Source organism: Pseudomonas sp. Os17 (assembly GCF_001547895.1).
Lineage (GTDB): Bacteria > Pseudomonadota > Gammaproteobacteria > Pseudomonadales > Pseudomonadaceae > Aquipseudomonas.
Window position 1 is genome coordinate 1,855,608 of sequence record NZ_AP014627.1, and the last position, 22,089, is coordinate 1,877,696.

Genomic DNA, 22,089 nt, shown 5'->3' on the forward strand with positions numbered 1-22,089 from the left:
TGGAGGTCGAATTGGACAAGAACATGAAAATCCTCATCGTTGATGACTTTTCAACGATGCGGCGGATCATAAAAAACCTGTTGCGTGATCTGGGTTTCACCAACACGGTCGAGGCCGACGATGGCACTACCGCCATTCCGGTACTCAACAGCGGGAGCATCGACTTTCTGGTAACGGACTGGAACATGCCGGGCATGACCGGGATCGACCTGCTGCGCCACGTGCGTGCCGATGAAAAGCTCAAGCACCTGCCGGTGTTGATGGTGACTGCGGAAGCCAAGCGCGAGCAGATCATCGAAGCTGCCCAGGCCGGCGTTAACGGCTATGTAGTCAAACCATTCACGGCTCAGGCGTTGAAAGAGAAGATCGAAAAGATCTTCGAACGCATCGGTTGATGTACGTAGCCATTCCGCCACGGGGGAGCTATGGAGCATAACGAATCTTCACTGGGCGACTTTGAGTCGACCCTGAAAAAACATGCGCTGGAACTGGTCGAAAGCCTGGAAAAGGGCAAGTTCGGCGAAGCTGTGCAATTGATCCATGAGCTCAATCAGACCCGTGACCGCGGCCTGTATCAGGAAGTGGGCAAGCTCACCCGCGAGTTGCATAGCGCGATCGTCAATTTCCAGATTGACCCGCACATGCCGCAAGCCGAGGAAGTTTCACAGATCACGGATGCCACTGAGCGCCTGTCCTATGTGGTCCGGCTCACGGAAGCCGCCGCCAACCGCACCATGGACCTGGTAGAGAGCAGCACCCCGCTGGTCAATGGCCTGAGCACTGAAGCCCAGGCCCTGAGCGCAGATTGGGGACGCTTCATGCGGCGCGAGGTCGGTGCTGAAGAGTTTCGCGAACTGGCGCGCCGGGTCGACAGTTTCCTGACGCGCAGCGAGCAGGAAACCCGCACCGTTTCCGGCCACCTTAACGACATTCTGCTGGCGCAGGATTACCAGGACCTGACCGGTCAGGTGATCAAGCGTGTGACCCAGTTGGTCACTGAAGTCGAAAGCAATCTGCTCAAACTTGTCTTGATGGCCAGCCAGGTCGATCGCTTCGCCGGTATCGAACATGACCGTGAATCGATCCTCGCGGAAAAAGATCCGCAAAAACATCTCGCCAAGGGTGAAGGTCCGCAGATTCATGCCGATAAACGGGAAGACGTTATGTCCGGTCAGGACGATGTAGACGATTTGCTTTCCAGCCTTGGATTCTAGGAGCACCCATTAATGAGCTTCGGCGCCGATGAAGAGATCCTTCAGGATTTCCTGGTTGAGGCCGGCGAGATTCTAGAGCAACTGTCCGAACAACTGGTCGAGCTGGAAAGCCGACCGGACGATGCGGACCTGCTCAATGCAATTTTTCGCGGTTTTCACACTGTTAAAGGGGGCGCCGGCTTCCTCCAGCTCAATGAGCTGGTGGAGTGCTGCCACATCGCCGAGAACGTCTTCGACATCCTGCGCAAGGGTGAGCGACGGGTCGATTCGGAGCTGATGGACGTGGTGCTCGAGGCGCTGGACGCGGTGAACGGCATGTTCAGCCAGGTCCGTGAGCGCACCGAAATCACTGCTGCGACACCGGAACTGCTGGCCGCGTTGGCGCGTCTGGCCGAGCCTGCCGGTGCCGAACCTGCAGCGCCGGCGGTCGAAGAAGTGGCCGAAGTCGCTGCCGAGCCTGAGCCCGAGGCTGAGGCCCCATCAGGGGATATCACCGATAACGAATTCGAACTCTTGCTCGACTCGCTGAATGCCGCCAAGGCCGACGCCGAGGCTGCGCCTGCTGCCGCACCGGTGGCCGAGGGCGAGCCTGCCAGCGATGAGATCACCGATGCCGAGTTCGAGTCCCTGCTGGACCAGCTGCATGGCAAGGGGCAGTTCGCTCCCGATGCCGTAGCTCCCGCAGCGCCTGCTGCTGCCGCTGGTGCTGCCGCGGCTGGCGACGAAATCACCGATGACGAATTTGAAGCCCTGTTGGACCAGTTGCATGGCAAGGGCAACTTTGCCGTGGACGCACTGGAGTCAGCAGTGGCCGCGGTGCCTGCCGCGCAGGCGCCCAGCGCCGCAGCAGCCGGTAGCGACCTGATCACCGATCACGAATTCGAATCCCTGCTGGATGAGCTGCACGGCAAGGGCAAGTTCTCTGAGGCCCCGGGTGCGGCGAAACCTGCAGCGGCAGTTGCCCCTGCTCCGGCTGCAGCAACCAGCGCCGCCGTCGCCAAACCCGTGGCCAAGAAGCCCGAAGCCAAGGCCGAAGCGCCGAAACCGGCTGCGGCTGCAGCGCCGGCACCGGCTCGTGCCGCAGCGGCGCCGCCAGCGGAAAAACCGGCCAGCGAAGCGGAAACCACGGTGCGGGTCGATACCGCGCGCCTGGACGAAATCATGAACATGGTCGGCGAGCTGGTGCTGGTGCGTAACCGTCTGGTGCGCCTGGGCCTGAACAGTGGCGACGAAGCCATGTCCAAGGCGGTGTCGAACCTGGACGTGGTGACTGCCGACCTGCAGACCGCGGTGATGAAGACCCGCATGCAGCCGATCAAGAAGGTGTTCGGGCGCTTCCCGCGTCTGGTTCGCGACCTGGCCCGGCAGCTCAAGAAAGAGATCAACCTGGAACTGGTGGGGGAAGAAACCGACCTCGACAAGAACCTGGTAGAGGCCCTGGCCGACCCGCTGGTGCACTTGGTGCGCAACGCGGTGGACCACGGCATCGAATCGCCGGAAGAGCGCGAAGCCTCGGGCAAGGCCCGTGGCGGCAAAGTGGTGCTGGCGGCGGAGCAGGAAGGTGACCACATCCTCCTGTCGATTTCCGACGACGGCAAGGGCATGGACCCCAACGTTCTGCGAGCCATTGCCGTCAAGCGCGGCGTGATGGACAAGGACGCCGCCGACCGCCTGAGCGACACCGAGTGCTACAACCTGATCTTCGCCCCGGGCTTCTCCACCAAGACCGAGATCTCCGACGTCTCCGGCCGGGGCGTGGGCATGGACGTGGTGAAGACCAAGATTTCCCAGCTCAATGGCTCGATCAACATCTACTCGACCAAGGGCCAGGGTTCGAAGATCGTCATCAAGGTGCCGTTGACCCTGGCGATCATGCCGACCCTGATGGTGATGCTGGGCAACCAGGCGTTCGCCTTCCCGCTGGTCAACGTCAACGAAATCTTCCACCTCGACCTGTCCCGCACCAATGTGGTGGACGGCCAGGAAGTGGTGATCGTGCGTGACAAGGCATTGCCCCTGTTCTACCTCAAGCGCTGGCTGGTCAGTTCCGCCGCTCATGAAGAGCAGCGTGAAGGCCACGTAGTGATCCTTTCGGTGGGCACCCAGCGGATCGGCTTTGTCGTCGATCAGTTGGTGGGCCAGGAAGAAGTGGTCATCAAGCCCTTGGGCAAAATGCTTCAGGGAACCCCAGGCATGTCCGGCGCCACCATTACCGGTGACGGCCGCATCGCTCTGATTCTCGATGTTCCGAGCATGCTCAAGCGTTACGCCGCACGGCGTATTTGATTCGGCGGGGAGGGGCGGTTGGCCTCGCCCCACCTAACGGAGTGTTTATGGCAGTCAAAGTCCTGGTGGTGGACGATTCGGGTTTTTTCCGCCGCCGCGTCTCGGAAATTCTTTCAGCGGATTCGAATATCCAGGTCGTCGGTACGGCGACCAACGGTAAAGAGGCGATCGATCAGGCCCTGGCGCTCAAGCCGGACGTGATCACCATGGACTACGAGATGCCGATGATGGATGGCATCACCGCAGTACGGCATATCATGCAGCGCTGCCCGACGCCGGTCCTGATGTTCTCTTCCCTGACCCATGAAGGCGCTCGAGTGACCCTCGATGCGCTGGATGCCGGGGCCGTGGATTTCCTGCCGAAGAATTTCGAAGACATCTCGCGCAATCCCGAGAAGGTCAAGCAACTGCTGTGCGAGAAAGTCCACAGCATCTCGCGCAGCAATCGTCGTTTCAGCAGCTACAGCGCTCCGGCGCCGCAACCGGCTGCACCGGCTCCGACTCCGTCGAGCTTCGGCGGTGCGCGCCCGGCGCCAGCACCGGCTCCGGTCCGCGCTCCGGCAGCGGCTCCAGGTCCGGCATCGCCGGCGCCCAAGCGCAAGGCCTACAAGCTGGTGGCGATCGGTACGTCCACCGGTGGCCCGGTGGCCCTGCAGCGGGTCCTGACCCAGCTGCCGGCCAACTTCCCGGCCCCCATCGTGCTGATCCAGCACATGCCGGCGGCCTTCACCAAGGCCTTCGCCGAGCGTCTGGACAAGCTCTGCCGCATCAGCGTCAAGGAAGCCGAGGATGGCGACATCCTGCGTCCAGGCTTGGCGCTGCTGGCGCCGGGCGGCAAGCAGATGATGATCGACGGTCGTGGCGCGGTGAAGATTCTTCCTGGCGATGAGCGTCTGAACTACAAGCCGTGCGTGGACATCACCTTCGGTTCTGCGGCCAAGTCCTACAGCGACAAAGTTCTGGCGGTGGTCCTCACCGGCATGGGCGCCGACGGTCGCGAAGGCGCCCGCCTGCTCAAGCAGGGCGGCAGCGCGGTCTGGGCCCAGGATGAAGCCAGCTGCGTGATCTATGGCATGCCCATGGCCATCGTCAAAGCCAACCTGGCGGACGCGGTGTACAGCCTGGACGACATCGGCCGGCATCTGGTCGAGGCCTGTCTCTGATGGATGTGCTCAGCCTAATCGGGATCATCATGGCGTTTGTCGCCATCATCGGCGGCAACTACCTGGAAGGTGGTCACCTGTCGGCACTGGCCAACGGCCCGGCCGCACTGATCGTGCTCGGCGGCACTATCGGTGCGGCCTTGCTGCAGTCGCCGTTGAGCGCTTTCAAGCGAGCCATGCAGATCCTGGTGTGGATCCTGTTTCCGCCGCGGGTCGATCTGCCCGGCGGCATCGACCGGGTGGTCAACTGGAGTCTGACCGCGCGCAAGGAGGGCCTGCTGGGCCTGGAAGGCGTGGCCGATGCCGAGCCGGACACCTATTCGCGCAAGGGCCTGCAGCTGTTGGTGGACGGCGCCGAGCCGGAAGCCATCCGCAGCATCCTCGAGGTGGATTTCTACACCCAGGAAAGTCGTGATATCGAGGCCGCCAAGGTCTTCGAGAGCATGGGCGGCTATGCGCCGACCATCGGCATCATCGGTGCGGTCATGGGGCTGATCCACGTCATGGGCAACCTGGCCGATCCGTCGCAACTGGGCAGCGGCATTGCCGTGGCGTTCGTCGCCACCATCTACGGGGTGGCCAGCGCCAACCTGGTGTTGCTGCCGATCGCCGCCAAGCTGAAGTCCATCGCCCTGCGCCAGTCCCGTTACCGGGAAATGCTGCTCGAAGGCATCCTGTCGATCGCCGAAGGCGAAAACCCCCGCTCCATCGAGTTGAAGCTGCAAGGCTTCATGGACTGACTATGGCTCGTCGTCGCCAGCAAGAAGAACACGTCAACCACGAACGCTGGTTGGTTTCCTACGCCGACTTCATCACCCTGCTGTTCGCGTTTTTCGTGGTCATGTACTCGATCTCCTCGATCAACGAAGGCAAGTACAAGGTGATTTCCGAGGCGCTGATCGGGGTCTTTACCGACTCCGATCGCAGCCTCAAGTCGATTCCCATCGGTGATGAGCGGCCCAAGACCGTGACCCCGGCCAAGCCTCTGGTCAAGGACAGCGAGCAGACCGACGCCGGGATTTCCGCTGGCAGCGATCCGCTCAAGAGCATCGCCGATGACATCAGCGCGGCCTTTGGCGATCTGATCAGCTCGAACCAGATGACCGTGCGCGGCAACGAGTTGTGGGTGGAGATCGAACTCAACTCCAGCCTGTTGTTCGGCAGTGGCGACGCCATGCCCAGCGACCAGGCGTTCACCATCATCGACAAGGTGGCGAAGATCCTCAAACCCTTCGACAACCCGATCCATGTCGAAGGCTTCACCGACAATCAGCCGATCCAGACCGCGCAATACCCGACCAACTGGGAGCTGTCCTCGGCTCGCTCGGCGAGCATCGTGCGCATGTTGGCGATGCAGGGTGTCAATCCGGCGCGGATGGCCTCCGTGGGCTATGGCGAGTTCCAGCCGGTGGCCAACAACGCCACTGCCGAAGGCCGGGCACGCAATCGGCGGGTGGTGCTGGTTGTGTCGCGCAATCTCGATGTGCGGCGCAGCCTGACCGGCACCGGCACCGCCAATGCAACACCGGATGCGGCACTCAAGCGTGCTGGCACACAAACTGCACCAACCCCGGTCAAAACGCCGGTACAGGGAAGCGCCGTCAATTCTCCGTCACCCGCTTTATAACTTAGCGCTATGTCTCGCCCTGCTGTGGCCGGGCGGGAGGAACCAACCGAATGAGAGTCTGGGCAGTCGCCAATCAAAAGGGTGGTGTTGGTAAAACCACCAGTTCCATCGCTTTAGCCGGCTTGCTGGCCGAGGCGGGCAAGCGCGTGGTTGTGGTCGATCTCGACCCCCACGGTTCCATGACCAGCTACTTTGGCTACGACCCGGACAGCCTGGAGCACAGCAGCTACGATCTGTTCCTGCACAAGGGCAACGTGCCCCAGGACCTGCCGGGCCAGCTGCTGCTGGGCACCAGCCATGAACACATTTCCCTGTTGCCGTCGAGCACCGCCCTGGCCACCCTCGAGCGCCAGTCGCCGGGGCAGAGCGGCCTGGGCCTGGTGATCGCCAAGAGCCTGGCGCAGCTGTGGCAGGATTTCGACTATGCGGTCATCGACAGCCCGCCGTTGCTCGGCGTGTTGATGGTCAACGCCCTGGCGGCCAGCCAGCAGTTGGTGATCCCGGTGCAGACCGAACACCTGGCGGTCAAGGGCCTGGAACGCATGGTCAACACCCTGGCGATGGTCAACCGCTCGCGCAAGCAGCCACTGCCGTTCACCATTGTGCCGACCCTGTTCGATCGACGGACCCAGGCGTCCCTGGGCACGCTGCGGATCCTGCGGGACAAGTTTCCCGACGAAATCTGGCAAGGCTACATCCCGGTGGATACCCGCCTGCGGGACGCCAGCCGGGCAGGGGTCACTCCTTCCCAGTTCGATGGCAAGAGTCGCGGCGTACTGGCCTACAAGGCCTTGCTCAAGCACTTGCTGGCCCAGCAGCTCGTGGCGCAGGTGGCTTGACGTGAAGGCTTATTCAAGTCGCCCGACGGCCTGGCCGATAACCTCCACAGGTCACTGTGTCGAGGTTTTCGCGTGGGTATCCTTATGAACCGTCCTCTGGATATCAAGAGCCGGCCCCAACTGGCGCTGCAGTCGTACCTGGACGCTTTGCTGCAGGACGCCACCGAAGAAGAACTGGCTCCGGAGCCTGCCGTTGCGGTTGCCGTCGAGGTCACGCCGCCAGCTCCGCTGGTCACGCCCGAGGCCGGCACTGAAGTGTTGGACGAGTTCCAGGCAGCAGTGCTGGAAGAGCAGGCGCGGGATGCGCTGATTCAGCAGCAGGCGGCTCCCGTCGCCCGGGTGGCGGAGTCGATGCCGGCGCCGGCCATTCTGGAAGCACCGCCGCCGGTGCTGACTTCGATTTCCCCCGTGGTGCCGATGCTTCAGGCGCTGGTGCCGCCGGTGGTCGAAGTGCACCTGCCACCCAGCAATACACCGCCTCCGGTCACCGGCAGCGACCGTCCCAGCTGGGCGGCAGAGCCTTTCGAATGCCTGTTGTTCGATGTCGCCGGGCTGACCCTGGCGGTGCCGCTGGTGTGCCTGGGGTCGATCTATTCTTTGGCAGGGCAGGAACTGACGCCGCTGTTCGGTCAGCCGGAGTGGTTCCTCGGTATCCTGCCGAGCCAGGCCGGTAACCTGAAAGTGCTGGATACCGCCCGTTGGGTCATGCCGGATCGTTACCGTGATGATTTCCGCCAGGGCCTGCAGTACGTGATCTCGGTCCAGGGCTATGAGTGGGGGTTGGCGGTGCATCAGGTCAGCCGTTCGTTGCGCCTGGACCCCAACGAAATCAAGTGGCGCAGTCATCGTGGCCAACGCCCGTGGCTCGCCGGCACCGTGATCGAACACATGTGCGCCTTGCTCGACGTGGCCGAACTGGCGGAGTTGATCGCCACCGGTGGTGCCAAGCAGCTGGCTATCAGTCAAGCGGCCCACAAGCCGAAGTGAAGCAAACACAGGCGGCGTCCGTTGGGCGCAGCCACACAGAACACACGCCGTTTTCAACGGTTTTTTGAGGGGTCAGGGTATGAATAAGTCGTCGTCTGCACAGGGTTCCGAAGATCCGATCCTGCAATGGGTCACCTTCAAGCTGGATAACGAGTCCTACGGCATCAACGTGATGCGCGTCCAGGAAGTGCTGCGCTACACCGAGATCGCTCCGGTGCCGGGTGCTCCGAGCTACGTGCTGGGGATCATCAACCTGCGCGGCAATGTGGTCACCGTGATCGATACCCGCCAGCGTTTCGGCCTGGTGCCCACCGAAGTCAATGACAACACCCGGATCGTCATCATCGAAGCCGACAAGCAAGTGGTCGGGATCATGGTCGACAGCGTGGCGGAAGTGGTTTACCTGCGTCAGTCGGAAGTCGAAACCGCACCGAATGTGGGTAACGAAGAGTCGGCCAAGTTCATTCAAGGCGTCTGCAACAAGAACGGCGAACTGCTGATTCTGGTCGAGCTGGACAAGATGATGAGCGAAGAGGAATGGTCGGAACTGGAGAGTATCTGATTGATCCTCGAGGTAGCGGTGATTGTCCTGGCGATCCTCTGGGTCGCCACTGTGGCGCTGTTTCTGTCGTACACCCGCAATCAGCGGCAGATCGCCGCCCAGCAAGCCGAAGGCGATGCTGTGCGCGATCAGCGGATCAAGGAGCTGGCCAAGCGTGTCGACCATTACCAGAACGGTACGGTGCGCATGGGCGAGGATCTGCATGAACTGCGGGCGGTGGTGGCGCCGTTGCCGGACAAACTGGCCCAGCTGGAGCAGCGCGACCCCTCCAGCCTGTCCTTCGCCCAGGCCGCGCGCCTGGTGGGCATGGGTGCCAGCGTCGACGAACTGACCCAGTCCTGCGGCCTGACCCAGGCCGAGGCGGAACTGGTCAGCAAGCTGCACAAAGGTTGAGCTTCAGCGGCAAGCTGCAAGCCGTCAGCTGCAAGTTTCCAGCTTGAAGCTTGCGGCTTACAGCTTGTAGCTGCCCTCCGTGATGTCCTTCTCCTGTTCGACCTGTTGCGGATCATGTCCGGCCGGAAACTTGCCCTTGAGGTTCCAGGCGAAGGCGATGATTTCGGCAATGGTCCGGTACAGCTCCGGCGGAATGCTCTCGCCCAGTTCCAGGCGGGCCAGCAGCTTCACCAGTTCGGCGTTCTCATAGATCGGTACTTCATAGTCCCGAGCGATCTTCAGGATGGCTTGCGCCAGTTCATCGTCGCCCTTGGCGGTGAGGGTCGGCGCTTGCTGGCCGTCGTACTTGAGGGCAATGGCCTGGCGCGGTGGTGGAGAGTCTTTCATGCGGTTTCGTCGACCCAGCGTTGTTCCAATCGGGTTTGCGGACCCCGGGGCGGGATGCCCAGATGGCAGTCCAGATCGCCGACATCCAGTCCCGAGGCCAGCAGGCGTTCGCGCAGGTGGCCCAGGTGGCTCTCGATCAGGCTTGCCGTGTAGGGCCGCTCGGCCCACAGCTGGCTGGACAGGCGCCCTTGAATCAGTTGCGCCTGGACCTGCAGCGGGCCTAGCGGGTCGAGATCGAACGCCAGGTCGACCCGCCACAGCGCCTGCTTGGACGGACGCTCTTCACGCTTGTGCGAGGGTTCAGGTTCGGGATCCGGCGCTTCTTCCCGTTGCAGCTTGACCTGCAAGGGCACGATGTCCTGCAGGTTGCGCATGGGGATCTCCAACTGCCAGGTGGTCAGTTTTCGACCATCATCGGTCAGGCCGCTCTGTTCCAGGCTCGCCAGCTGGTGGCTTTGCAGGCGTGATACCGCCGCCGCCGCCAGGCGCAGCAAATGTTGCAGATCGCCTTCGCCTTCCAGGCTTTGCAGCAGTCGTTCCGGCAGTGGGAAGCCGCCGGGTGGTGTCTTGGCGCTGACCTGGCCGAGGGTGCCCAGGGCGCTGCGCACGAAGCTCGGCAGCGATTGCGCCAGGGTGTTGGCGGCGATGATCGCATTGAAGCTGCTGGAGGAGGGCAGTCCCGGGGTCAACTGGGCGATCAGGCGCAGCAGGTCGGCCTTCAGGTCGGGCGTCTGAGCGGGATTGGCTCCGGCCAGCAGCTTGGCTTCCAGAAACAGACCGCTGCCCAGCAGGGCCTGGGCCACTCCGCGCGAGGTGCTCAGTTGCTGCTGGTCCGGCAAGCCGGCCAGCAAGCGTTCCACGGCGGCCCGCAGGTCGGCCGATGAAGTGGACAGTCCGCTGTCGGCGGGCAGGCTCTGCAGGAGGTTGATCAGTCCGTTCAGGGAGCCCTGGCGGCTTTGCTGGCTGGCCAGTTGTGCGGCGATGGCCAGTTGTTCCTGGCGGTTGCCCAGGGGGACGAAGTTCAGGGTCTGCGCATCCGAGACCAGAGCGCTGAGCAGGCTGCCGATACGCAGCGGCTGCGGGCTGTCGATGCTCAAGGTGGCGCCGCTTTGAGCGGTATTGAGCAGGCTGACCAGAGAGCGGTAGATCGCCGGCTGGTTGCTGCCCTGGGGCAGAAGCTGGCTCGTCAGGACCTTGCCCTGGAGCAGGGTGCCTGAAGGCAGTTGGCTGGTGTCCAGGCGGGTCAGGGCGGCGACGCTGGAGGCAATGGCCTGCTGCACGGTGATCGCCAGGTTGCCGGCCGAAGGCTGGATCACCGCCAGGCTGGTGCCCTGGGGCAAGGGCTGGCTGCTGGTGGCCTGCACGGTGGTTTGCCGGCCATTGTCCAGGGTCACCTTGAGCAGCAGCTGGAAGGTCTGGTCGGTCTGCTTGAGCGACAGCACTTCGGCCTTGGCGCTCTGGCCGGCGGCAATCAAGCCTTCCAGGGGCGGCACCAGCTTGAGCAGTTCGCCGCTGATCGGCTGAGGGCGCGAGGGGCCGGGGGCGGGCGCCTGGGGCAGCGGCAGGATGTTTATTTCGCCAGTCATTCGGACACAACCTGTGGAAATTAGCCCTCTTGAGAGTAGGGCTTCGCATGTATAATGCCGCCCGTCTTTGGGGGAGTGGGGAAAACATTGCAAATGTTTGACGCAGCTCTCTAGAACAGGCCGCCAATGCATTTATTCTGCATCCCTTTAACGGCCGCGCCACTGCCGACTTGAACCCGTGAAGGCCCACCATCCCTTGACCAGCCCTCTTCTCGAAGCCGTAGCACTCTCTTGTGAGCGCGACTGGCGGATGCTGTTTGAACACCTGGAGTTGCGTCTGACCGGCGGAGACATGGTGCAGATCAGCGGTCCCAACGGCAGTGGCAAGACCAGCCTGCTGCGCTTGCTCGCCGGCCTGATGCAACCCACTGCTGGCCAGGTACTACTCAATGGCCAGCCCTTGCATGGCCAGCGTGCCGAACTGGCGCGCAACCTGTTGTGGATTGGCCACGCCGCCGGAATCAAGGATGTCCTGACTCCCGAGGAAAACCTCAACTGGCTCTGTGCCCTGCACCAGCCGGCCACGCGCGAGACTATCTGGCAGGCCCTGGCGGCCGTCGGCCTGCGCGGTTTCGAGGACGTCGCCTGTCACACCCTGTCCGCCGGCCAGCAGCGCCGTGTGGCCCTGGCCCGGCTGTATCTGGACGGCCCGCCGCTGTGGATCCTCGACGAACCCTTCACCGCCCTGGACAAACAGGGGGTGGCCCAGCTCGAGGAGCACCTGGCCAATCATTGCGAACGCGGCGGCATGGTGGTCCTGACCACTCACCACAGTCTGACCCGCATGCCGTCGGGCTACCGCGATCTGGACCTGGGACGGTGGGCGGCATGAGCGTCTTTGCCCAATTGCTGGCCCGTGAGGCGCGCTTGCTGTTCCGACGCCCGGCGGAGCTGGCCAACCCCCTGGTGTTCTTCGCCATCGTCGTTGCACTGTTCCCATTGGCCGTGGGACCTGAGACAAATCTGTTGCAAACCTTGTCACCGGGGCTGGTCTGGGTAGCGGCCTTATTGTCCGTCCTGCTCTCGCTGGACGGGCTTTTTCGCAGTGATTTCGAGGACGGATCCCTTGAACAGTGGGTCCTTTCGTCGCACCCCCTGCCTCTTCTGGTTTTGGCCAAGGTACTGGCACACTGGGCCTTTTCCGGCCTGGCACTGGTATTGCTTGCACCCTTGCTGGCCTTGATGCTCGGCTTGCCTACCGCCTGCCTGCCGGTGTTGCTGCTGTCACTGCTGCTGGGCACTCCGGTGCTGAGCCTGCTGGGCGCAGTGGGCGCAGCACTGACGGTGGGATTGAAGCGCGGTGGCTTGCTGCTGGCGTTGCTGATCCTGCCTTTGTACATCCCGGTACTGATTCTCGGCAGTGGCGCCCTGCAGGCGGCACTGCAGGGCATGCCGGCGACAGGTTATCTGCTGTGGCTTGGGAGCCTGACCGCCCTGGCAGTGACCCTTACACCCTTTGCAATAGCTGCTGGCCTGAAGATCAGCGTCGGCGAATAATGAGGTCTGGTTGTTTTTTGACCAGTAAAGACCCTGGCTGTTCGTGAGAGCGAAGAGCAACCGTGATGGAAACAACGAATGAACTGGACCTGGTTTCACAAGCTCGGCTCGCCTAAATGGTTCTATGGCATCAGCGGAAAAATGCTGCCCTGGCTCAGCGTCGCGGCGGTCTTGCTGATTGCTGTCGGCGTGGCCTGGGGCCTGGCCTTCGCGCCGCCGGACTACCAGCAGGGCAACAGCTTCCGCATCATCTATATTCATGTCCCGGCGGCCATGCTGGCGCAGTCCTGCTACGTGATGCTGGCGGTCTGCGGCGTGGTTGGCCTGGTGTGGAAGATGAAGCTGGCGGACGTGGCGCTGCAATGCGCGGCGCCGATCGGTGCCTGGATGACCGCCGTGGCACTGGTGACCGGGGCCATCTGGGGCAAGCCGACCTGGGGCTCATGGTGGGTCTGGGATGCACGACTTACGTCGATGCTCATTCTTCTGTTTCTGTACTTCGGTCTGATTGCCCTGGGCAACGCCATCAGCAATCGTGACAGCGCCGCCAAGGCCTGCGCGGTACTGGCCATTGTCGGTGTGGTGAACATCCCGATCATCAAGTACTCGGTGGAGTGGTGGAACACCCTGCACCAGGGCGCCACCTTCACCCTCACGGAGAAACCGGCGATGCCGGTGGAAATGTGGCTGCCGCTGCTGCTCACCGCCTTGGGCTTCTACTGCTTCTTCGGCGCCGTGCTGTTGCTGCGCATGCGCCTGGAAGTGCTCAAGCGCGAAGCCCGGGCCAGTTGGGTCAAGGCCGAAGTCCAAGGTTGTCTGGAGACTGTTCGATGAGCTTTGCATCCTTCAGCGACTTTCTCGCCATGGGCCATCACGGCCTCTATGTCTGGTCGGCGTATGGCATCTGCCTGGCAGTCCTGATCATCAACGTGGCGGAGCCGATCCTGGCGCGCAAGCGTTATCTGCAACAAGAGGCGCGTCGTCTGCGCCGGGAGAACGGTAAGTGAATCCGCTGCGTAAAAAGCGTCTTTTGATCATCCTGGCGATCCTGGTGGGCGTCGGCATCGCCGTTGGCCTGGCCCTCAGCGCGCTGAAGGAAAACATCAACCTGTTCTACACCCCGACCCAGATCGCCAACGGCGAAGCGCCGCTGGACACGCGGATTCGTGCCGGAGGCATGGTCCAGGCCGGTTCCCTGGAGCGCTCCGCCGACTCTCTGGACGTCAAGTTCGTGGTCACCGACTTCAACAAGTCGGTGACCATCACCTACCGCGGCATCCTCCCGGACCTGTTCCGCGAAGGGCAGGGCATCGTCGCTCTGGGCAAGCTCAACGCCGACGGCGTGGTGGTGGCCGATGAAGTGCTGGCCAAGCACGACGAGAAGTACATGCCGCCGGAAGTCACCAAGGCGTTGAAAGACAGCGGCCAGTCGGCACCGACACCAGCGAAAGAGGGTTAAGCCATGAGTTCCGCACTGTTCATTCCTGAACTCGGCCAATTGGCGATGATCCTCGCCTTGTGCTTTGCCCTGGTCCAGGCCGTGCTGCCGCTGCTGGGGGCCTGGCGTGGCGACCGGCTGTGGATGAGCCTGGCCCAGCCGGCGGCCTGGGGGCAGTTCGCCTTCCTGGTATTCGCCTTCGGCTGCCTGACCCATGCCTTCATGACCGACGACTTCTCGGTGGCCTATGTGGCCCACAACTCCAACAGCGCCTTGCCCTGGTACTACAAGTTCAGTGCCGTCTGGGGCGCCCACGAAGGTTCGCTGCTGCTCTGGGCGCTGATCCTCGGTGGCTGGACCTTCGCCGTGTCGGTGTTCTCGCGCCAGTTGCCCCAGGTGATGCTGGCCCGGGTGCTGGCGGTGATGGGGCTGATCAGCACCGGCTTCCTGTCGTTCCTGATCGTCACTTCCAACCCGTTCGCGCGGATCCTGCCGCAGGTGCCGGCCGATGGCCGTGACCTCAATCCGCTGCTGCAGGACATCGGCCTGATCGTTCACCCGCCGATGCTCTACATGGGCTACGTCGGTTTCTCGGTGGCCTTCGCCTTTGCCATCGCGGCCTTGCTGGGCGGTCGCCTGGACGCCGCCTGGGCCCGCTGGTCGCGGCCCTGGACCATCGTCGCCTGGGCCTTCCTCGGCATCGGTATCACCCTGGGCTCCTGGTGGGCCTACTACGAACTCGGCTGGGGCGGCTGGTGGTTCTGGGACCCGGTGGAAAACGCTTCGTTCATGCCCTGGCTGGTGGGCACGGCGCTGATCCACTCCCTGGCGGTCACGGAAAAGCGCGGCGTATTCAAGAGCTGGACCGTGCTGCTGGCGATTGCGGCCTTCTCCCTGAGCCTGCTGGGTACCTTCCTGGTGCGCTCCGGGGTCCTGACCTCGGTTCACGCCTTTGCCGCGGATCCCGAGCGTGGGGTGTTCATCCTGATCTTCCTGTTGTTCGTGGTGGGGGGCTCGCTGACCCTGTTCGCCCTGCGCGCGCCGGTGGTCAAGAGCCATGTGGGCTTCAACCTGTGGTCCCGGGAAACCCTGCTGCTGGGCAACAACCTGGTGCTGGTGGTGGCGGCCTCGATGATTCTGCTGGGCACTCTGTACCCACTGGTGCTGGACGCCCTGACCGGCGCCAAGCTGTCGGTGGGCCCACCGTACTTCAATGCGCTGTTCATTCCGCTGATGGCCTTGCTGATGGTGGTGATGGCGGTGGGCGTACTGGTGCGCTGGAAAGACACCCCGGTGAAATGGCTGATGGGCATGCTCGGTCCGGTGTTGCTGGGCAGCGTGGCCCTGGCCGTGGTGGCGGGCATTGCCTACGGCGATTTCAACTGGGCGGTGCTGGCGACCTTCCTGCTGGCGGCCTGGGTGCTGCTGGCCGGGGTGCGCGACATCTTCGACAAGACCCGGCACAAGGGCCTGATCAAGGGCCTGCCAGGCCTGACCCGCAGTTACTGGGGCATGCAACTGGCGCACCTGGGCATCGCCGTCTGTGCCCTGGGCGTGGTGCTGTCGAGCCAGAACAGCGCCGAGCGCGACTTGCGCCTGGAGCCGGGTGAGTCCATGGAACTGGCCGGCTATCACTTCATCTTCGAGGGCGCCAAGCATTTCGAAGGGCCGAACTTCACTTCCGACAAGGGCACCGTGCGTGTGGTGCGCGATGGCAAGGAAGTGGCGGTGCTGCACCCGGAAAAACGCCTCTACACCGTGCAGAGCTCGATGATGACCGAGGCCGGGATCGATGCCGGTTTCACCCGTGACCTGTATGTGGCCCTGGGCGAACCCCTGGGTGAAGGCGCCTGGGCGGTGCGGGTGCACGTCAAGCCGTTCGTGCGCTGGATCTGGTTCGGCGGCCTGCTCACCGGTTTCGGTGGCTTGCTGGCGGCCATGGACCGGCGTTACCGGATCAAGGTTAAAAGCCGCGTGCGCGAAGCACTGGGCATGACAGGAGCTACGGCATGAGACGCTGGATGATGATGTTGCCCCTGGCGGTGTTCCTGGTGGTGGCGGTGTTTCTCTATCGCGGGTTGTACCTGGACCCGGCCGAGCTGCCATCGGCAATGATCGGCAAGCCGTTCCCGGAGTTCTCCCTGCCGTCGGTGCAGGGCGACAAGACCCTGACCCGTGCCGACCTGCTGGGCAAGCCGGCGCTGGTCAACGTCTGGGGCACCTGGTGCATTTCCTGCCGGGTCGAGCACCCGGTGCTGAACAAGCTGGCCGAGAAGGGCGTGGTGATCTACGGCATCAACTACAAGGACGTCAACGCCGACGCCCTGAAGTGGCTGGCCGAGTTCCACAACCCCTACCTGCTGGACGTGCGCGACGAGGAGGGCTCCCTGGGACTCAACCTCGGCGTCTACGGCGCCCCGGAAACCTTCTTCATCGATGCCAAGGGCATCATCCGCGACAAGTTCGTCGGGGTGATCGACGAAGTGGTGTGGCGCGAACAGCTGGCCGCCAAGTACCAGGCCCTGGTCGATGAGGCCAAGCCATGAAGCGCTGGTTAGCCGCCGCCATCCTGGGCCTGAGCATCGCCGGCGTGGCCCACGCCGCTATCGATACCTATCAGTTCGCCAGCGACGCCGACCGCGAAAGGTTCCACCAACTGACCAAGGAACTGCGCTGCCCCAAGTGCCAGAACCAGGACATCGCCGACTCCAACGCGCCGATTGCCGCCGACCTGCGCAAAGAGATTTTCCGCATGCTCGGTGAGGGCAAGGACAATCAGCAGATCATCGACTTCATGGTCGACCGCTACGGCGACTTCGTGCGCTACCGGCCGGCCCTGACCGGCAAGACCGCGCTGCTCTGGTTCGGTCCCGCCGGGCTGCTGCTGGGCGGTCTGGTGATCATTGCCGTGATTGTCCGGCGTCGTCGCGTCGAGCTTCGTGACAGCCCGAACACGCTTTCCGTCGAAGAGCGTCAGCGCCTCGACCAACTGCTGGATAAAAACCACCCATGATTGATTTCTGGCTTGCAGCAGGCCTGCTGCTCCTGATCGCCCTGAGTTTCCTGTTGATCCCGGTATTGCGCGAGCGTCGTGCCCAGCGTGAAGAGGATCGTACCGCGCTGAACGTGGCGCTCTATGAAGAACGAGTGGCCGAGCTCAACAGTCAGCAAGCCGAAGGCGTGCTCAGTGCCGAACAGATGGACGCCGGACGCGCCGAAGCGGCTCGCGAGCTGCTGGCGGACACCGAAGGCAGCGCTCCGCTGCGCAGCTCGCGCCTGGGCAAGCCGTTGCCGTTGCTGGCGGCGCTGCTGGTGCCGGTGCTGGGGCTGGGGCTGTACCTGCATTTTGGCGCCAGCGACAAGGTTGAGCTGACCCGGGCGTTTGCCCAGGCGCCGCAGTCCATGGAGGAAATGACCCGGCGCCTGGAGCGCGCGGTGGCGGCCCAGCCGGACTCTGCCGAAGGTCTGTATTTCCTCGGGCGCACCTACATGGCCCAGGATCGCCCGGCGGACGCGGCGAAGATCTTCGAACGCACCGTGGCCGTGGCCGGCCGCCAGCCCGAGCTCTTGGGGCAATGGGCCCAGGCCCAGTACTTCGCCGACAACAAGCAATGGTCGGACAAGGTCCAGGGCCTGACCGACGAAGCGCTGAAAGCCGATCCCAACGAAGTCACCAGCCTTGGGCTGCTGGGGATCGCCGCCTTCGAAGGCGGGCGCTACCAGGACGCCATCGACTACTGGAAACGGCTGCAGGCGCAACTGCCGCCGGACGACAATTCCCGCGCAGCGCTGCAGGGTGGGATCGAACGGGCCAGCGAGAAGCTGGTGGCCGCGGGAGGCAAGGTTGCGACCGAGCCGGCGGTTCAGGCCAAGGGCGCCTTGCTCAAGGTTCGCGTCGATCTGGCTGCGCAGCTCAAGGACAAGGTCCAGCCGGGCGACAGCGTGTTCATCTTCGCCCGTGCCACCCAGGGGCCGCCCGCCCCGTTGGCGGCCAAGCGCCTGACCGTGGCCGACCTGCCGGCTACGGTCGAGCTGGGCGATAGCGACGCGATGATGCCGCAGTTGAAACTGTCGAACTTCCCTGAAGTCCAACTGGTTGCGCGCATTTCCCGCGCCGGCAAGCCAACGTCCGGCGAGTGGGTTGGGCGTAGCCAGCCATTGCCCAGCAGCACCACCGCCGCGCAACAGCTGACCATCGACAGTCCGGATCAATAACCAGAGAAGCCGCCATGACCGCCATCGCTCGTATCACCCTGTTGTCACTGGTCCTGGGGTTGAGCGCTTGTACGGTCCAGCGGCCGGTGCCCACCTCCTCTGAACCCATTCCGCCCGCGGGGCCGAGCACACGCCCGGCTCCGTCCACGGCCCCGGGCAAGCCCAGCGCGCCGATCCCCACCACCAAACCCCTGCCTCGCACCTCCGCCAGCTTTGCCCCGCCGCCGGGCGGGCACAGCCACTGGGACGCCCGGCTCGGGGTCTATGTGCTGGACGACCAGAACAACACGTTCTACCGCCAGCGCACCTATTACCGCTGGAACAACGGTTGGAGCCGTTCCATCAGCCCCGACGGGCCTTGGGAAGACACCGATATCCACGGTGTTCCCGCCGGCCTCGGCCGCCAGTTCCAATAATTCCGGCGCCTGCCGGATAACCGCAGAGGCGCAGGCCAGAGCCCGCGCCCCGGGGTGGATTATTTAAGCCTCGGGTCGGCTGGCCGATACAGCGGGGTGTTCCCGAGTATCAGCCGTTGAGCGCCCGATGAAGAAAGACCTGAACAAACCCTATGTCGCGCCGATGGTGTTTTGGCTGGCCGTGATCTGTGTCCTGCTGTTGCTGTATGGCCTGGGGCCGGCAGACGTGCCGGAACTGATCTATCTGTCCCTGGCACCGCTGTACCTGCTGGTGGCCTTCGCCTTCATGTATTACTTCTTCTGCTGGAGCCTGATCTCGGTGTTCCGCCTGGGCGAGATCGGCTGGAAGAAGGTCGACTACGGCTGGCTGCTGCTGGCTTCCCTGGCGCTGATCAGTGCTACCCAGGCGGTCCGCGTGGACTGGTTCCAGAGCGACTATCAATGGGCGCAAAGCCAGCAGGCCGGCCTGCAGCGCAGGGTGTTGGCCGAGATCGACGACATGCTCGGCAGCGCTCACTGTCAGGCAGCGCTTGAGCTGCATGAGCCCCAGGATGCGGCCCAGGTCAGCAGCCTGTGCGAGCGCTTTGGCACGCTGGAACGCAGCGCCGATGGGCGTCCGTCGACCCTGGCGGTGAGCAAGGTGCAGCAGGCTCTGGATGATCTGCGTGGCGAGTATTCAGCACCCCTGGTGCAGCAATGGTTGCAGCGTCTGGGACAGACATTCGGGGAGTTGGAGCGCCAGCGGGCCGAGGTCCAGCGCCTGCATGGGCTGACCCAGGTCAGCCAGGCCGAACGCCTCTACGGCTATTGCGCACCTCTGTTGCTGGTGATTGCCCTGGCCTTGCGCGCCTCCAAGGTGACGGGCGAGGTGCTGCTCAAGGCCCCCCAGCGACGCAGGCTGTGGCTGATCGTCAACCGCCGCGTGGTGCTCGATGGCCTGGGCTTTGTCCGCGGTGCCCGGGCGCGTCTCGACGAAGCCCTGAGGAACTGGCGCGTGGCCCGTTGGGGCGTGGTGCACCTGTCCTGTGACTTCATCGCCGCGGCCAGTCCCCAGGACACCCCGGTGGCGGTGGCCCCGGGGTTCTATGAAAACGAATTCCGGCTCGAGACCCTGGCCGACTTCGACAGCAGTCAGTTCGTCGAATGGGCCGCGACCCAGACCATCGACATCCTGTACCTGGTCGGTGAAACCGATCAGGGCCTGATCGAGCGCCTGCGGCGCTGGGGCGAGGCGCTGAACATCGAGGTGCTGGTCCGCGAGCGCATCTGAAGTGCGTCTCAGAGGCGCTCCAGCAACTGCTCCACGTACTCGATGAAGGCCCGGGCCTTGGCACTCACCAGGCGCCCGCCGGGAAACACCGCCCACAGTTGCTGCCGTGGCAGCTGCCAGTCGGTCAGCAGTGCCTTGACCGCGCCGCTGGCCAATTCCGGGGCGAACATCCATTGCGAGGCGGTTGCCAGGCCCTGATGTGCCAGGACCGCCGCCCGCAAGCCTTCCGCGGCATTGACCCGGATCCTGCCGCTGACACTCACCTGCTGCTCTTGGTCGCCCTGGAAAAAGTGCCAGAGATGGCCGGGCCCCCGGCTGTAGATCAGGGCCTGGTGTTCGCTCAGATCGGCCGGATGCCGGGGTTCGCCATGTGTGGCCAGGTACTCCGGGGTGGCCAGCAGCAGGCGCGGGCATTCGGCGATTTTGCGCGCGGTGAGGGTCGAGTCGGCCAGGCGGCCCATGCGCAGCGCCACATCCACCCCGGCTTCCACCAGATTGATGTGCTGATCGTCCAGTACCACGTCGATCTGCAGCCCCGGGTGACGATCAAGAAAGGCCCCCAAGTGGGGCACGATGTGCATGCGGGCGAAGGTCACCGCGGCGCCGATGCGCAGGGTGCCATGCAATGCCGCCGCCGACCCGCGAGCAGCGTTTTCCGCCTCGCAGGCCTCCTCCAGGGTGCGCCGGGCCCGTTCGAAATAGGCCAGGCCGGCCTCGGTGGGGGTCAAGCCGCGGGTGGAGCGCAACAACAGCCGCACCTGCAGATGGGCCTCCAACTGGGCAATGGTTTTCGATACGGCGGGCTGGCCCAGGTTCAGGCGGCGGGCGGCAGCGGAGAAGGACCCGCTTTCCACCACATGCACAAAGGTTTCCATCGCGGCTAGGCGGTCCATCGGTTGTCCTTGCAGGAGAGGGGAGCAGGGCCCCCGGGAGCGGTAGCCGACACTATCACCGGGTTCAGCCCGAGTCGCCTAGGCGCGCACGGCTCGGCGGTTGTCCGCCACCAAAAGAAAGCGCAACAGGGCCAGCAGAGGAAAGGCGCTGCCCACCAGGGCCACGCCCAGCCAGCCGCCGTGTTCGTACACCGCGCTGGCAATCGATGAGCCGAAGGCGCCACCGATGAAGATGCTGGTCATGTACAGCGCGTTGAGGCGGCTGCGGCTGTGGGCGTCCAGGGCATACACCGCCCGTTGCCCGAGCACCATGTTCATTTGCACGCAGAAGTCCAGGACCACTCCGGTCACCGCCAGGCCGATCACGCTGTAGGCGGGATGGATCAGTGTCGGCACAAAGCTCAGGGCCGCCAGGAGCATGGCCAGCAGCGAGGCGATGCGGGTGTGGCCGGCATCCGCCAGGCGTCCGCTGATGGGGGCGGCGATGGCCCCGATGGCGCCTACCAGGGCGAAGATCGCGATCTGGCTCTGCGACAGGCCGTGCTGGCGTGCCAGCTCCAGCGGGGCCGCGGTCCAGAACAGGCTGAAGCTGGCGAACATGCAGCCCTGGTAGAAGGCCCGCTGGCGCAAGACCGGTTGCCGGCGCAGCAGGCTCCCCAGTGAGCGCAGCAGTTGGCCGTAAGTGGCGCTATGGGCCGGTTGGCGCTTGGGCATGGTCAGCATCAGGACCAGGCTGATGGCCGCCATCAGCACGGCAGCGGCAATGAACATCGCGCGCCAGCCAAACAGATCGGCCACCACGCTGGACACCGGACGAGCCAGGAGAATCCCCAGCAGCAGGCCGCCCATGATCCCGCCCACCACTCGGCCGCGGGACTCTTCCGGGGCCAGGTGCGCTGCCAGGGGAATGAGGATCTGCACCGACACCGAGCTGAAGCCGATCAGCAGCGACACCAGGAGAAAGACGTTGGGCTGCTGGGTCCAGGCCGCTCCCAGCAGGCTGGCGATGGCCACCAGGGTGGTGATCACCATCAGTCGGCGGTTTTCCAGCAAGTCGCCCAGGGGCACCAGGAAGAACAGGCCCAGGGCATAGCCGATCTGGGTCAGGGACACGATCAGGCTGGCCAGGGAACTGGACAAGCCGAGGTCCGGGGCGATCAGCTCGATGATGGGTTGTGCGTAGTAGATGTTGGCGACGATGGCGCCGCAGCAGAAGGCGAACAGCAGCACCATGCCTCGGGTCATTGTCACGCTGCGCAGGGGCAGCGCCTGGGTCGTTGAGCTCATCGGAATTCTCTTGGCGGCGAAAAGATGGG

General features: G+C 63.9%; 25 protein-coding genes. 21 read left to right on the forward strand and 4 right to left on the reverse strand.

What is annotated here, in order from left to right; translation table 11 throughout:
- Positions 1–23 precede the first annotated feature (23 nt).
- The 10 genes from POS17_RS08350 (at position 24) to POS17_RS08395 (ending at position 9,071) form a co-directional block, all read left to right on the forward strand.
- Entirely contained in the window at positions 24–395 is a 372-nt protein-coding gene (locus POS17_RS08350) for a chemotaxis response regulator CheY (RefSeq protein WP_003183998.1), read from the forward strand.
- Between the two features lie 30 nt (positions 396–425).
- A complete protein-coding gene (locus POS17_RS08355; protein ID WP_047284566.1) occupies positions 426–1,214 on the forward strand; it encodes a protein phosphatase CheZ in 789 nt (262 codons plus the stop codon).
- A gap of 12 nt (positions 1,215–1,226) precedes the next feature.
- Positions 1,227–3,500, forward strand: coding sequence for a chemotaxis protein CheA (locus POS17_RS08360; protein ID WP_060838155.1), 2,274 nt, complete (start codon positions 1,227–1,229; stop codon positions 3,498–3,500).
- A 47-nt stretch (positions 3,501–3,547) separates the two neighbouring features.
- A complete protein-coding gene (locus POS17_RS08365) occupies positions 3,548–4,663 on the forward strand; it encodes a protein-glutamate methylesterase/protein-glutamine glutaminase (RefSeq protein WP_060838156.1) in 1,116 nt (371 codons plus the stop codon).
- Positions 4,663–5,403 carry a flagellar motor protein gene (locus POS17_RS08370; protein WP_016963185.1) on the forward strand — a complete coding sequence of 247 codons (741 nt, stop codon included), beginning with the start codon at positions 4,663–4,665 and terminating at the stop codon, positions 5,401–5,403. The genes POS17_RS08365 and POS17_RS08370 overlap by 1 nt, the downstream gene beginning before the upstream one ends.
- A gap of 2 nt (positions 5,404–5,405) precedes the next feature.
- Positions 5,406–6,290, forward strand: coding sequence for a flagellar motor protein MotD (motD, locus tag POS17_RS08375; protein WP_060838157.1), 885 nt, complete (start codon positions 5,406–5,408; stop codon positions 6,288–6,290).
- Between the two features lie 50 nt (positions 6,291–6,340).
- Positions 6,341–7,129, forward strand: coding sequence for a ParA family protein (locus POS17_RS08380; protein ID WP_047302706.1), 789 nt, complete (start codon positions 6,341–6,343; stop codon positions 7,127–7,129).
- Positions 7,130–7,213: 84 nt separating this feature from the next.
- Entirely contained in the window at positions 7,214–8,116 is a 903-nt protein-coding gene (locus POS17_RS08385; protein WP_060838158.1) for a CheW domain-containing protein, read from the forward strand.
- A 79-nt stretch (positions 8,117–8,195) separates the two neighbouring features.
- Positions 8,196–8,678, forward strand: coding sequence for a chemotaxis protein CheW (locus tag POS17_RS08390; RefSeq protein ID WP_011060011.1), 483 nt, complete (start codon positions 8,196–8,198; stop codon positions 8,676–8,678).
- Positions 8,679–9,071, forward strand: coding sequence for a DUF2802 domain-containing protein (locus POS17_RS08395; RefSeq protein WP_016965424.1), 393 nt, complete (start codon positions 8,679–8,681; stop codon positions 9,069–9,071).
- Between the two features lie 57 nt (positions 9,072–9,128).
- Here the strand turns inward: POS17_RS08395 and POS17_RS08400 are convergent, their stop codons facing one another.
- Positions 9,129–9,458 carry an EscU/YscU/HrcU family type III secretion system export apparatus switch protein gene (locus tag POS17_RS08400; protein WP_060838159.1) on the reverse strand — a complete coding sequence of 110 codons (330 nt, stop codon included), beginning with the start codon at positions 9,456–9,458 and terminating at the stop codon, positions 9,129–9,131.
- The gene (fliK, locus tag POS17_RS08405) at positions 9,455–11,044 is read right to left on the reverse strand and encodes a flagellar hook-length control protein FliK (protein ID WP_060838160.1); all 1,590 of its coding nucleotides are present in this window, start codon (positions 11,042–11,044) and stop codon (positions 9,455–9,457) included. The genes POS17_RS08400 and fliK overlap by 4 nt, the downstream gene beginning before the upstream one ends.
- 196 nt (positions 11,045–11,240) lie before the next feature.
- On the opposite strand from fliK, the gene ccmA reads away from it, so the two are divergent.
- The 11 genes from ccmA (at position 11,241) to POS17_RS08460 (ending at position 19,880) form a co-directional block, all read left to right on the forward strand.
- Entirely contained in the window at positions 11,241–11,876 is a 636-nt protein-coding gene (gene ccmA / locus POS17_RS08410) for a cytochrome c biogenesis heme-transporting ATPase CcmA (RefSeq protein WP_060841899.1), read from the forward strand.
- A complete protein-coding gene (gene ccmB, locus POS17_RS08415) occupies positions 11,873–12,541 on the forward strand; it encodes a heme exporter protein CcmB (RefSeq protein ID WP_060841898.1) in 669 nt (222 codons plus the stop codon). The genes ccmA and ccmB overlap by 4 nt, the downstream gene beginning before the upstream one ends.
- Positions 12,542–12,619: 78 nt before the next feature.
- Positions 12,620–13,375, forward strand: a complete 756-nt coding sequence (locus POS17_RS08420) for a heme ABC transporter permease (protein WP_060838161.1) — start codon at positions 12,620–12,622, stop codon at positions 13,373–13,375.
- On the forward strand, positions 13,372–13,548 hold the full coding sequence (gene ccmD, locus POS17_RS08425; RefSeq protein WP_060838162.1) for a heme exporter protein CcmD: 177 nt from the start codon (positions 13,372–13,374) through the stop codon (positions 13,546–13,548). Before POS17_RS08420 ends, ccmD begins: the two co-directional genes overlap by 4 nt.
- Entirely contained in the window at positions 13,545–14,000 is a 456-nt protein-coding gene (ccmE, locus tag POS17_RS08430; RefSeq protein WP_016965417.1) for a cytochrome c maturation protein CcmE, read from the forward strand. The genes ccmD and ccmE overlap by 4 nt, the downstream gene beginning before the upstream one ends.
- Before the next feature lie 3 nt (positions 14,001–14,003).
- The gene (locus tag POS17_RS08435; RefSeq protein WP_060838163.1) at positions 14,004–15,992 is read left to right on the forward strand and encodes a heme lyase CcmF/NrfE family subunit; all 1,989 of its coding nucleotides are present in this window, start codon (positions 14,004–14,006) and stop codon (positions 15,990–15,992) included.
- On the forward strand, positions 15,989–16,525 hold the full coding sequence (locus POS17_RS08440) for a DsbE family thiol:disulfide interchange protein (RefSeq protein WP_060838164.1): 537 nt from the start codon (positions 15,989–15,991) through the stop codon (positions 16,523–16,525). Before POS17_RS08435 ends, POS17_RS08440 begins: the two co-directional genes overlap by 4 nt.
- On the forward strand, positions 16,522–16,992 hold the full coding sequence (locus POS17_RS08445) for a cytochrome c-type biogenesis protein (protein WP_060838165.1): 471 nt from the start codon (positions 16,522–16,524) through the stop codon (positions 16,990–16,992). The genes POS17_RS08440 and POS17_RS08445 overlap by 4 nt, the downstream gene beginning before the upstream one ends.
- Positions 16,989–18,194 (forward strand): c-type cytochrome biogenesis protein CcmI, encoded by a 1,206-nt coding sequence (gene ccmI / locus POS17_RS08450; RefSeq protein WP_060838166.1) that lies wholly within the window; start codon positions 16,989–16,991, stop codon positions 18,192–18,194. Before POS17_RS08445 ends, ccmI begins: the two co-directional genes overlap by 4 nt.
- 14 nt (positions 18,195–18,208) lie before the next feature.
- Positions 18,209–18,610, forward strand: a complete 402-nt coding sequence (locus tag POS17_RS08455) for a hypothetical protein (RefSeq protein ID WP_060838167.1) — start codon at positions 18,209–18,211, stop codon at positions 18,608–18,610.
- 127 nt (positions 18,611–18,737) lie between these two features.
- Positions 18,738–19,880: a hypothetical protein gene (locus tag POS17_RS08460; protein WP_060838168.1), complete on the forward strand. Its 1,143-nt coding sequence runs from the start codon at positions 18,738–18,740 to the stop codon at positions 19,878–19,880.
- 8 nt (positions 19,881–19,888) lie between these two features.
- On the opposite strand, the gene POS17_RS08465 is transcribed toward POS17_RS08460, so the two are convergent.
- Together POS17_RS08465 and POS17_RS08470 are read right to left on the reverse strand one after the other, a co-directional pair.
- Positions 19,889–20,773 carry a LysR family transcriptional regulator gene (locus tag POS17_RS08465; protein WP_060838169.1) on the reverse strand — a complete coding sequence of 295 codons (885 nt, stop codon included), beginning with the start codon at positions 20,771–20,773 and terminating at the stop codon, positions 19,889–19,891.
- A gap of 78 nt (positions 20,774–20,851) precedes the next feature.
- The gene (locus POS17_RS08470; protein WP_060838170.1) at positions 20,852–22,060 is read right to left on the reverse strand and encodes an MFS transporter; all 1,209 of its coding nucleotides are present in this window, start codon (positions 22,058–22,060) and stop codon (positions 20,852–20,854) included.
- Positions 22,061–22,089 lie beyond the last annotated feature (29 nt).

Excerpts from the sequence above, each read along its gene's own strand:
- POS17_RS08350 (WP_003183998.1), top strand. The coding sequence starts at position 24 with ATGAAAATCCTCATCGTTGATGACTTTTCAACGATGCGGCGGATCATA.
- POS17_RS08355 (WP_047284566.1), top strand. The coding sequence starts at position 426 with ATGGAGCATAACGAATCTTCACTGGGCGACTTTGAGTCGACCCTGAAA.
- POS17_RS08360 (WP_060838155.1), top strand. The coding sequence starts at position 1,227 with ATGAGCTTCGGCGCCGATGAAGAGATCCTTCAGGATTTCCTGGTTGAG.
- POS17_RS08365 (WP_060838156.1), top strand. The coding sequence starts at position 3,548 with ATGGCAGTCAAAGTCCTGGTGGTGGACGATTCGGGTTTTTTCCGCCGC.
- POS17_RS08370 (WP_016963185.1), top strand. The coding sequence starts at position 4,663 with ATGGATGTGCTCAGCCTAATCGGGATCATCATGGCGTTTGTCGCCATC.
- motD (WP_060838157.1), top strand. The coding sequence starts at position 5,406 with ATGGCTCGTCGTCGCCAGCAAGAAGAACACGTCAACCACGAACGCTGG.
- POS17_RS08380 (WP_047302706.1), top strand. The coding sequence starts at position 6,341 with ATGAGAGTCTGGGCAGTCGCCAATCAAAAGGGTGGTGTTGGTAAAACC.
- POS17_RS08385 (WP_060838158.1), top strand. The coding sequence starts at position 7,214 with ATGAACCGTCCTCTGGATATCAAGAGCCGGCCCCAACTGGCGCTGCAG.
- POS17_RS08390 (WP_011060011.1), top strand. The coding sequence starts at position 8,196 with ATGAATAAGTCGTCGTCTGCACAGGGTTCCGAAGATCCGATCCTGCAA.
- POS17_RS08400 (WP_060838159.1), bottom strand. The coding sequence starts at position 9,458 with ATGAAAGACTCTCCACCACCGCGCCAGGCCATTGCCCTCAAGTACGAC.
- fliK (WP_060838160.1), bottom strand. The coding sequence starts at position 11,044 with ATGACTGGCGAAATAAACATCCTGCCGCTGCCCCAGGCGCCCGCCCCC.
- ccmB (WP_060841898.1), top strand. The coding sequence starts at position 11,873 with ATGAGCGTCTTTGCCCAATTGCTGGCCCGTGAGGCGCGCTTGCTGTTC.
- POS17_RS08420 (WP_060838161.1), top strand. The coding sequence starts at position 12,620 with ATGAACTGGACCTGGTTTCACAAGCTCGGCTCGCCTAAATGGTTCTAT.
- ccmD (WP_060838162.1), top strand. The coding sequence starts at position 13,372 with ATGAGCTTTGCATCCTTCAGCGACTTTCTCGCCATGGGCCATCACGGC.
- POS17_RS08435 (WP_060838163.1), top strand. The coding sequence starts at position 14,004 with ATGAGTTCCGCACTGTTCATTCCTGAACTCGGCCAATTGGCGATGATC.
- POS17_RS08440 (WP_060838164.1), top strand. The coding sequence starts at position 15,989 with ATGAGACGCTGGATGATGATGTTGCCCCTGGCGGTGTTCCTGGTGGTG.
- POS17_RS08445 (WP_060838165.1), top strand. The coding sequence starts at position 16,522 with ATGAAGCGCTGGTTAGCCGCCGCCATCCTGGGCCTGAGCATCGCCGGC.
- ccmI (WP_060838166.1), top strand. The coding sequence starts at position 16,989 with ATGATTGATTTCTGGCTTGCAGCAGGCCTGCTGCTCCTGATCGCCCTG.
- POS17_RS08455 (WP_060838167.1), top strand. The coding sequence starts at position 18,209 with ATGACCGCCATCGCTCGTATCACCCTGTTGTCACTGGTCCTGGGGTTG.
- POS17_RS08460 (WP_060838168.1), top strand. The coding sequence starts at position 18,738 with ATGAAGAAAGACCTGAACAAACCCTATGTCGCGCCGATGGTGTTTTGG.
- POS17_RS08465 (WP_060838169.1), bottom strand. The coding sequence starts at position 20,773 with ATGGACCGCCTAGCCGCGATGGAAACCTTTGTGCATGTGGTGGAAAGC.
- POS17_RS08470 (WP_060838170.1), bottom strand. The coding sequence starts at position 22,060 with ATGAGCTCAACGACCCAGGCGCTGCCCCTGCGCAGCGTGACAATGACC.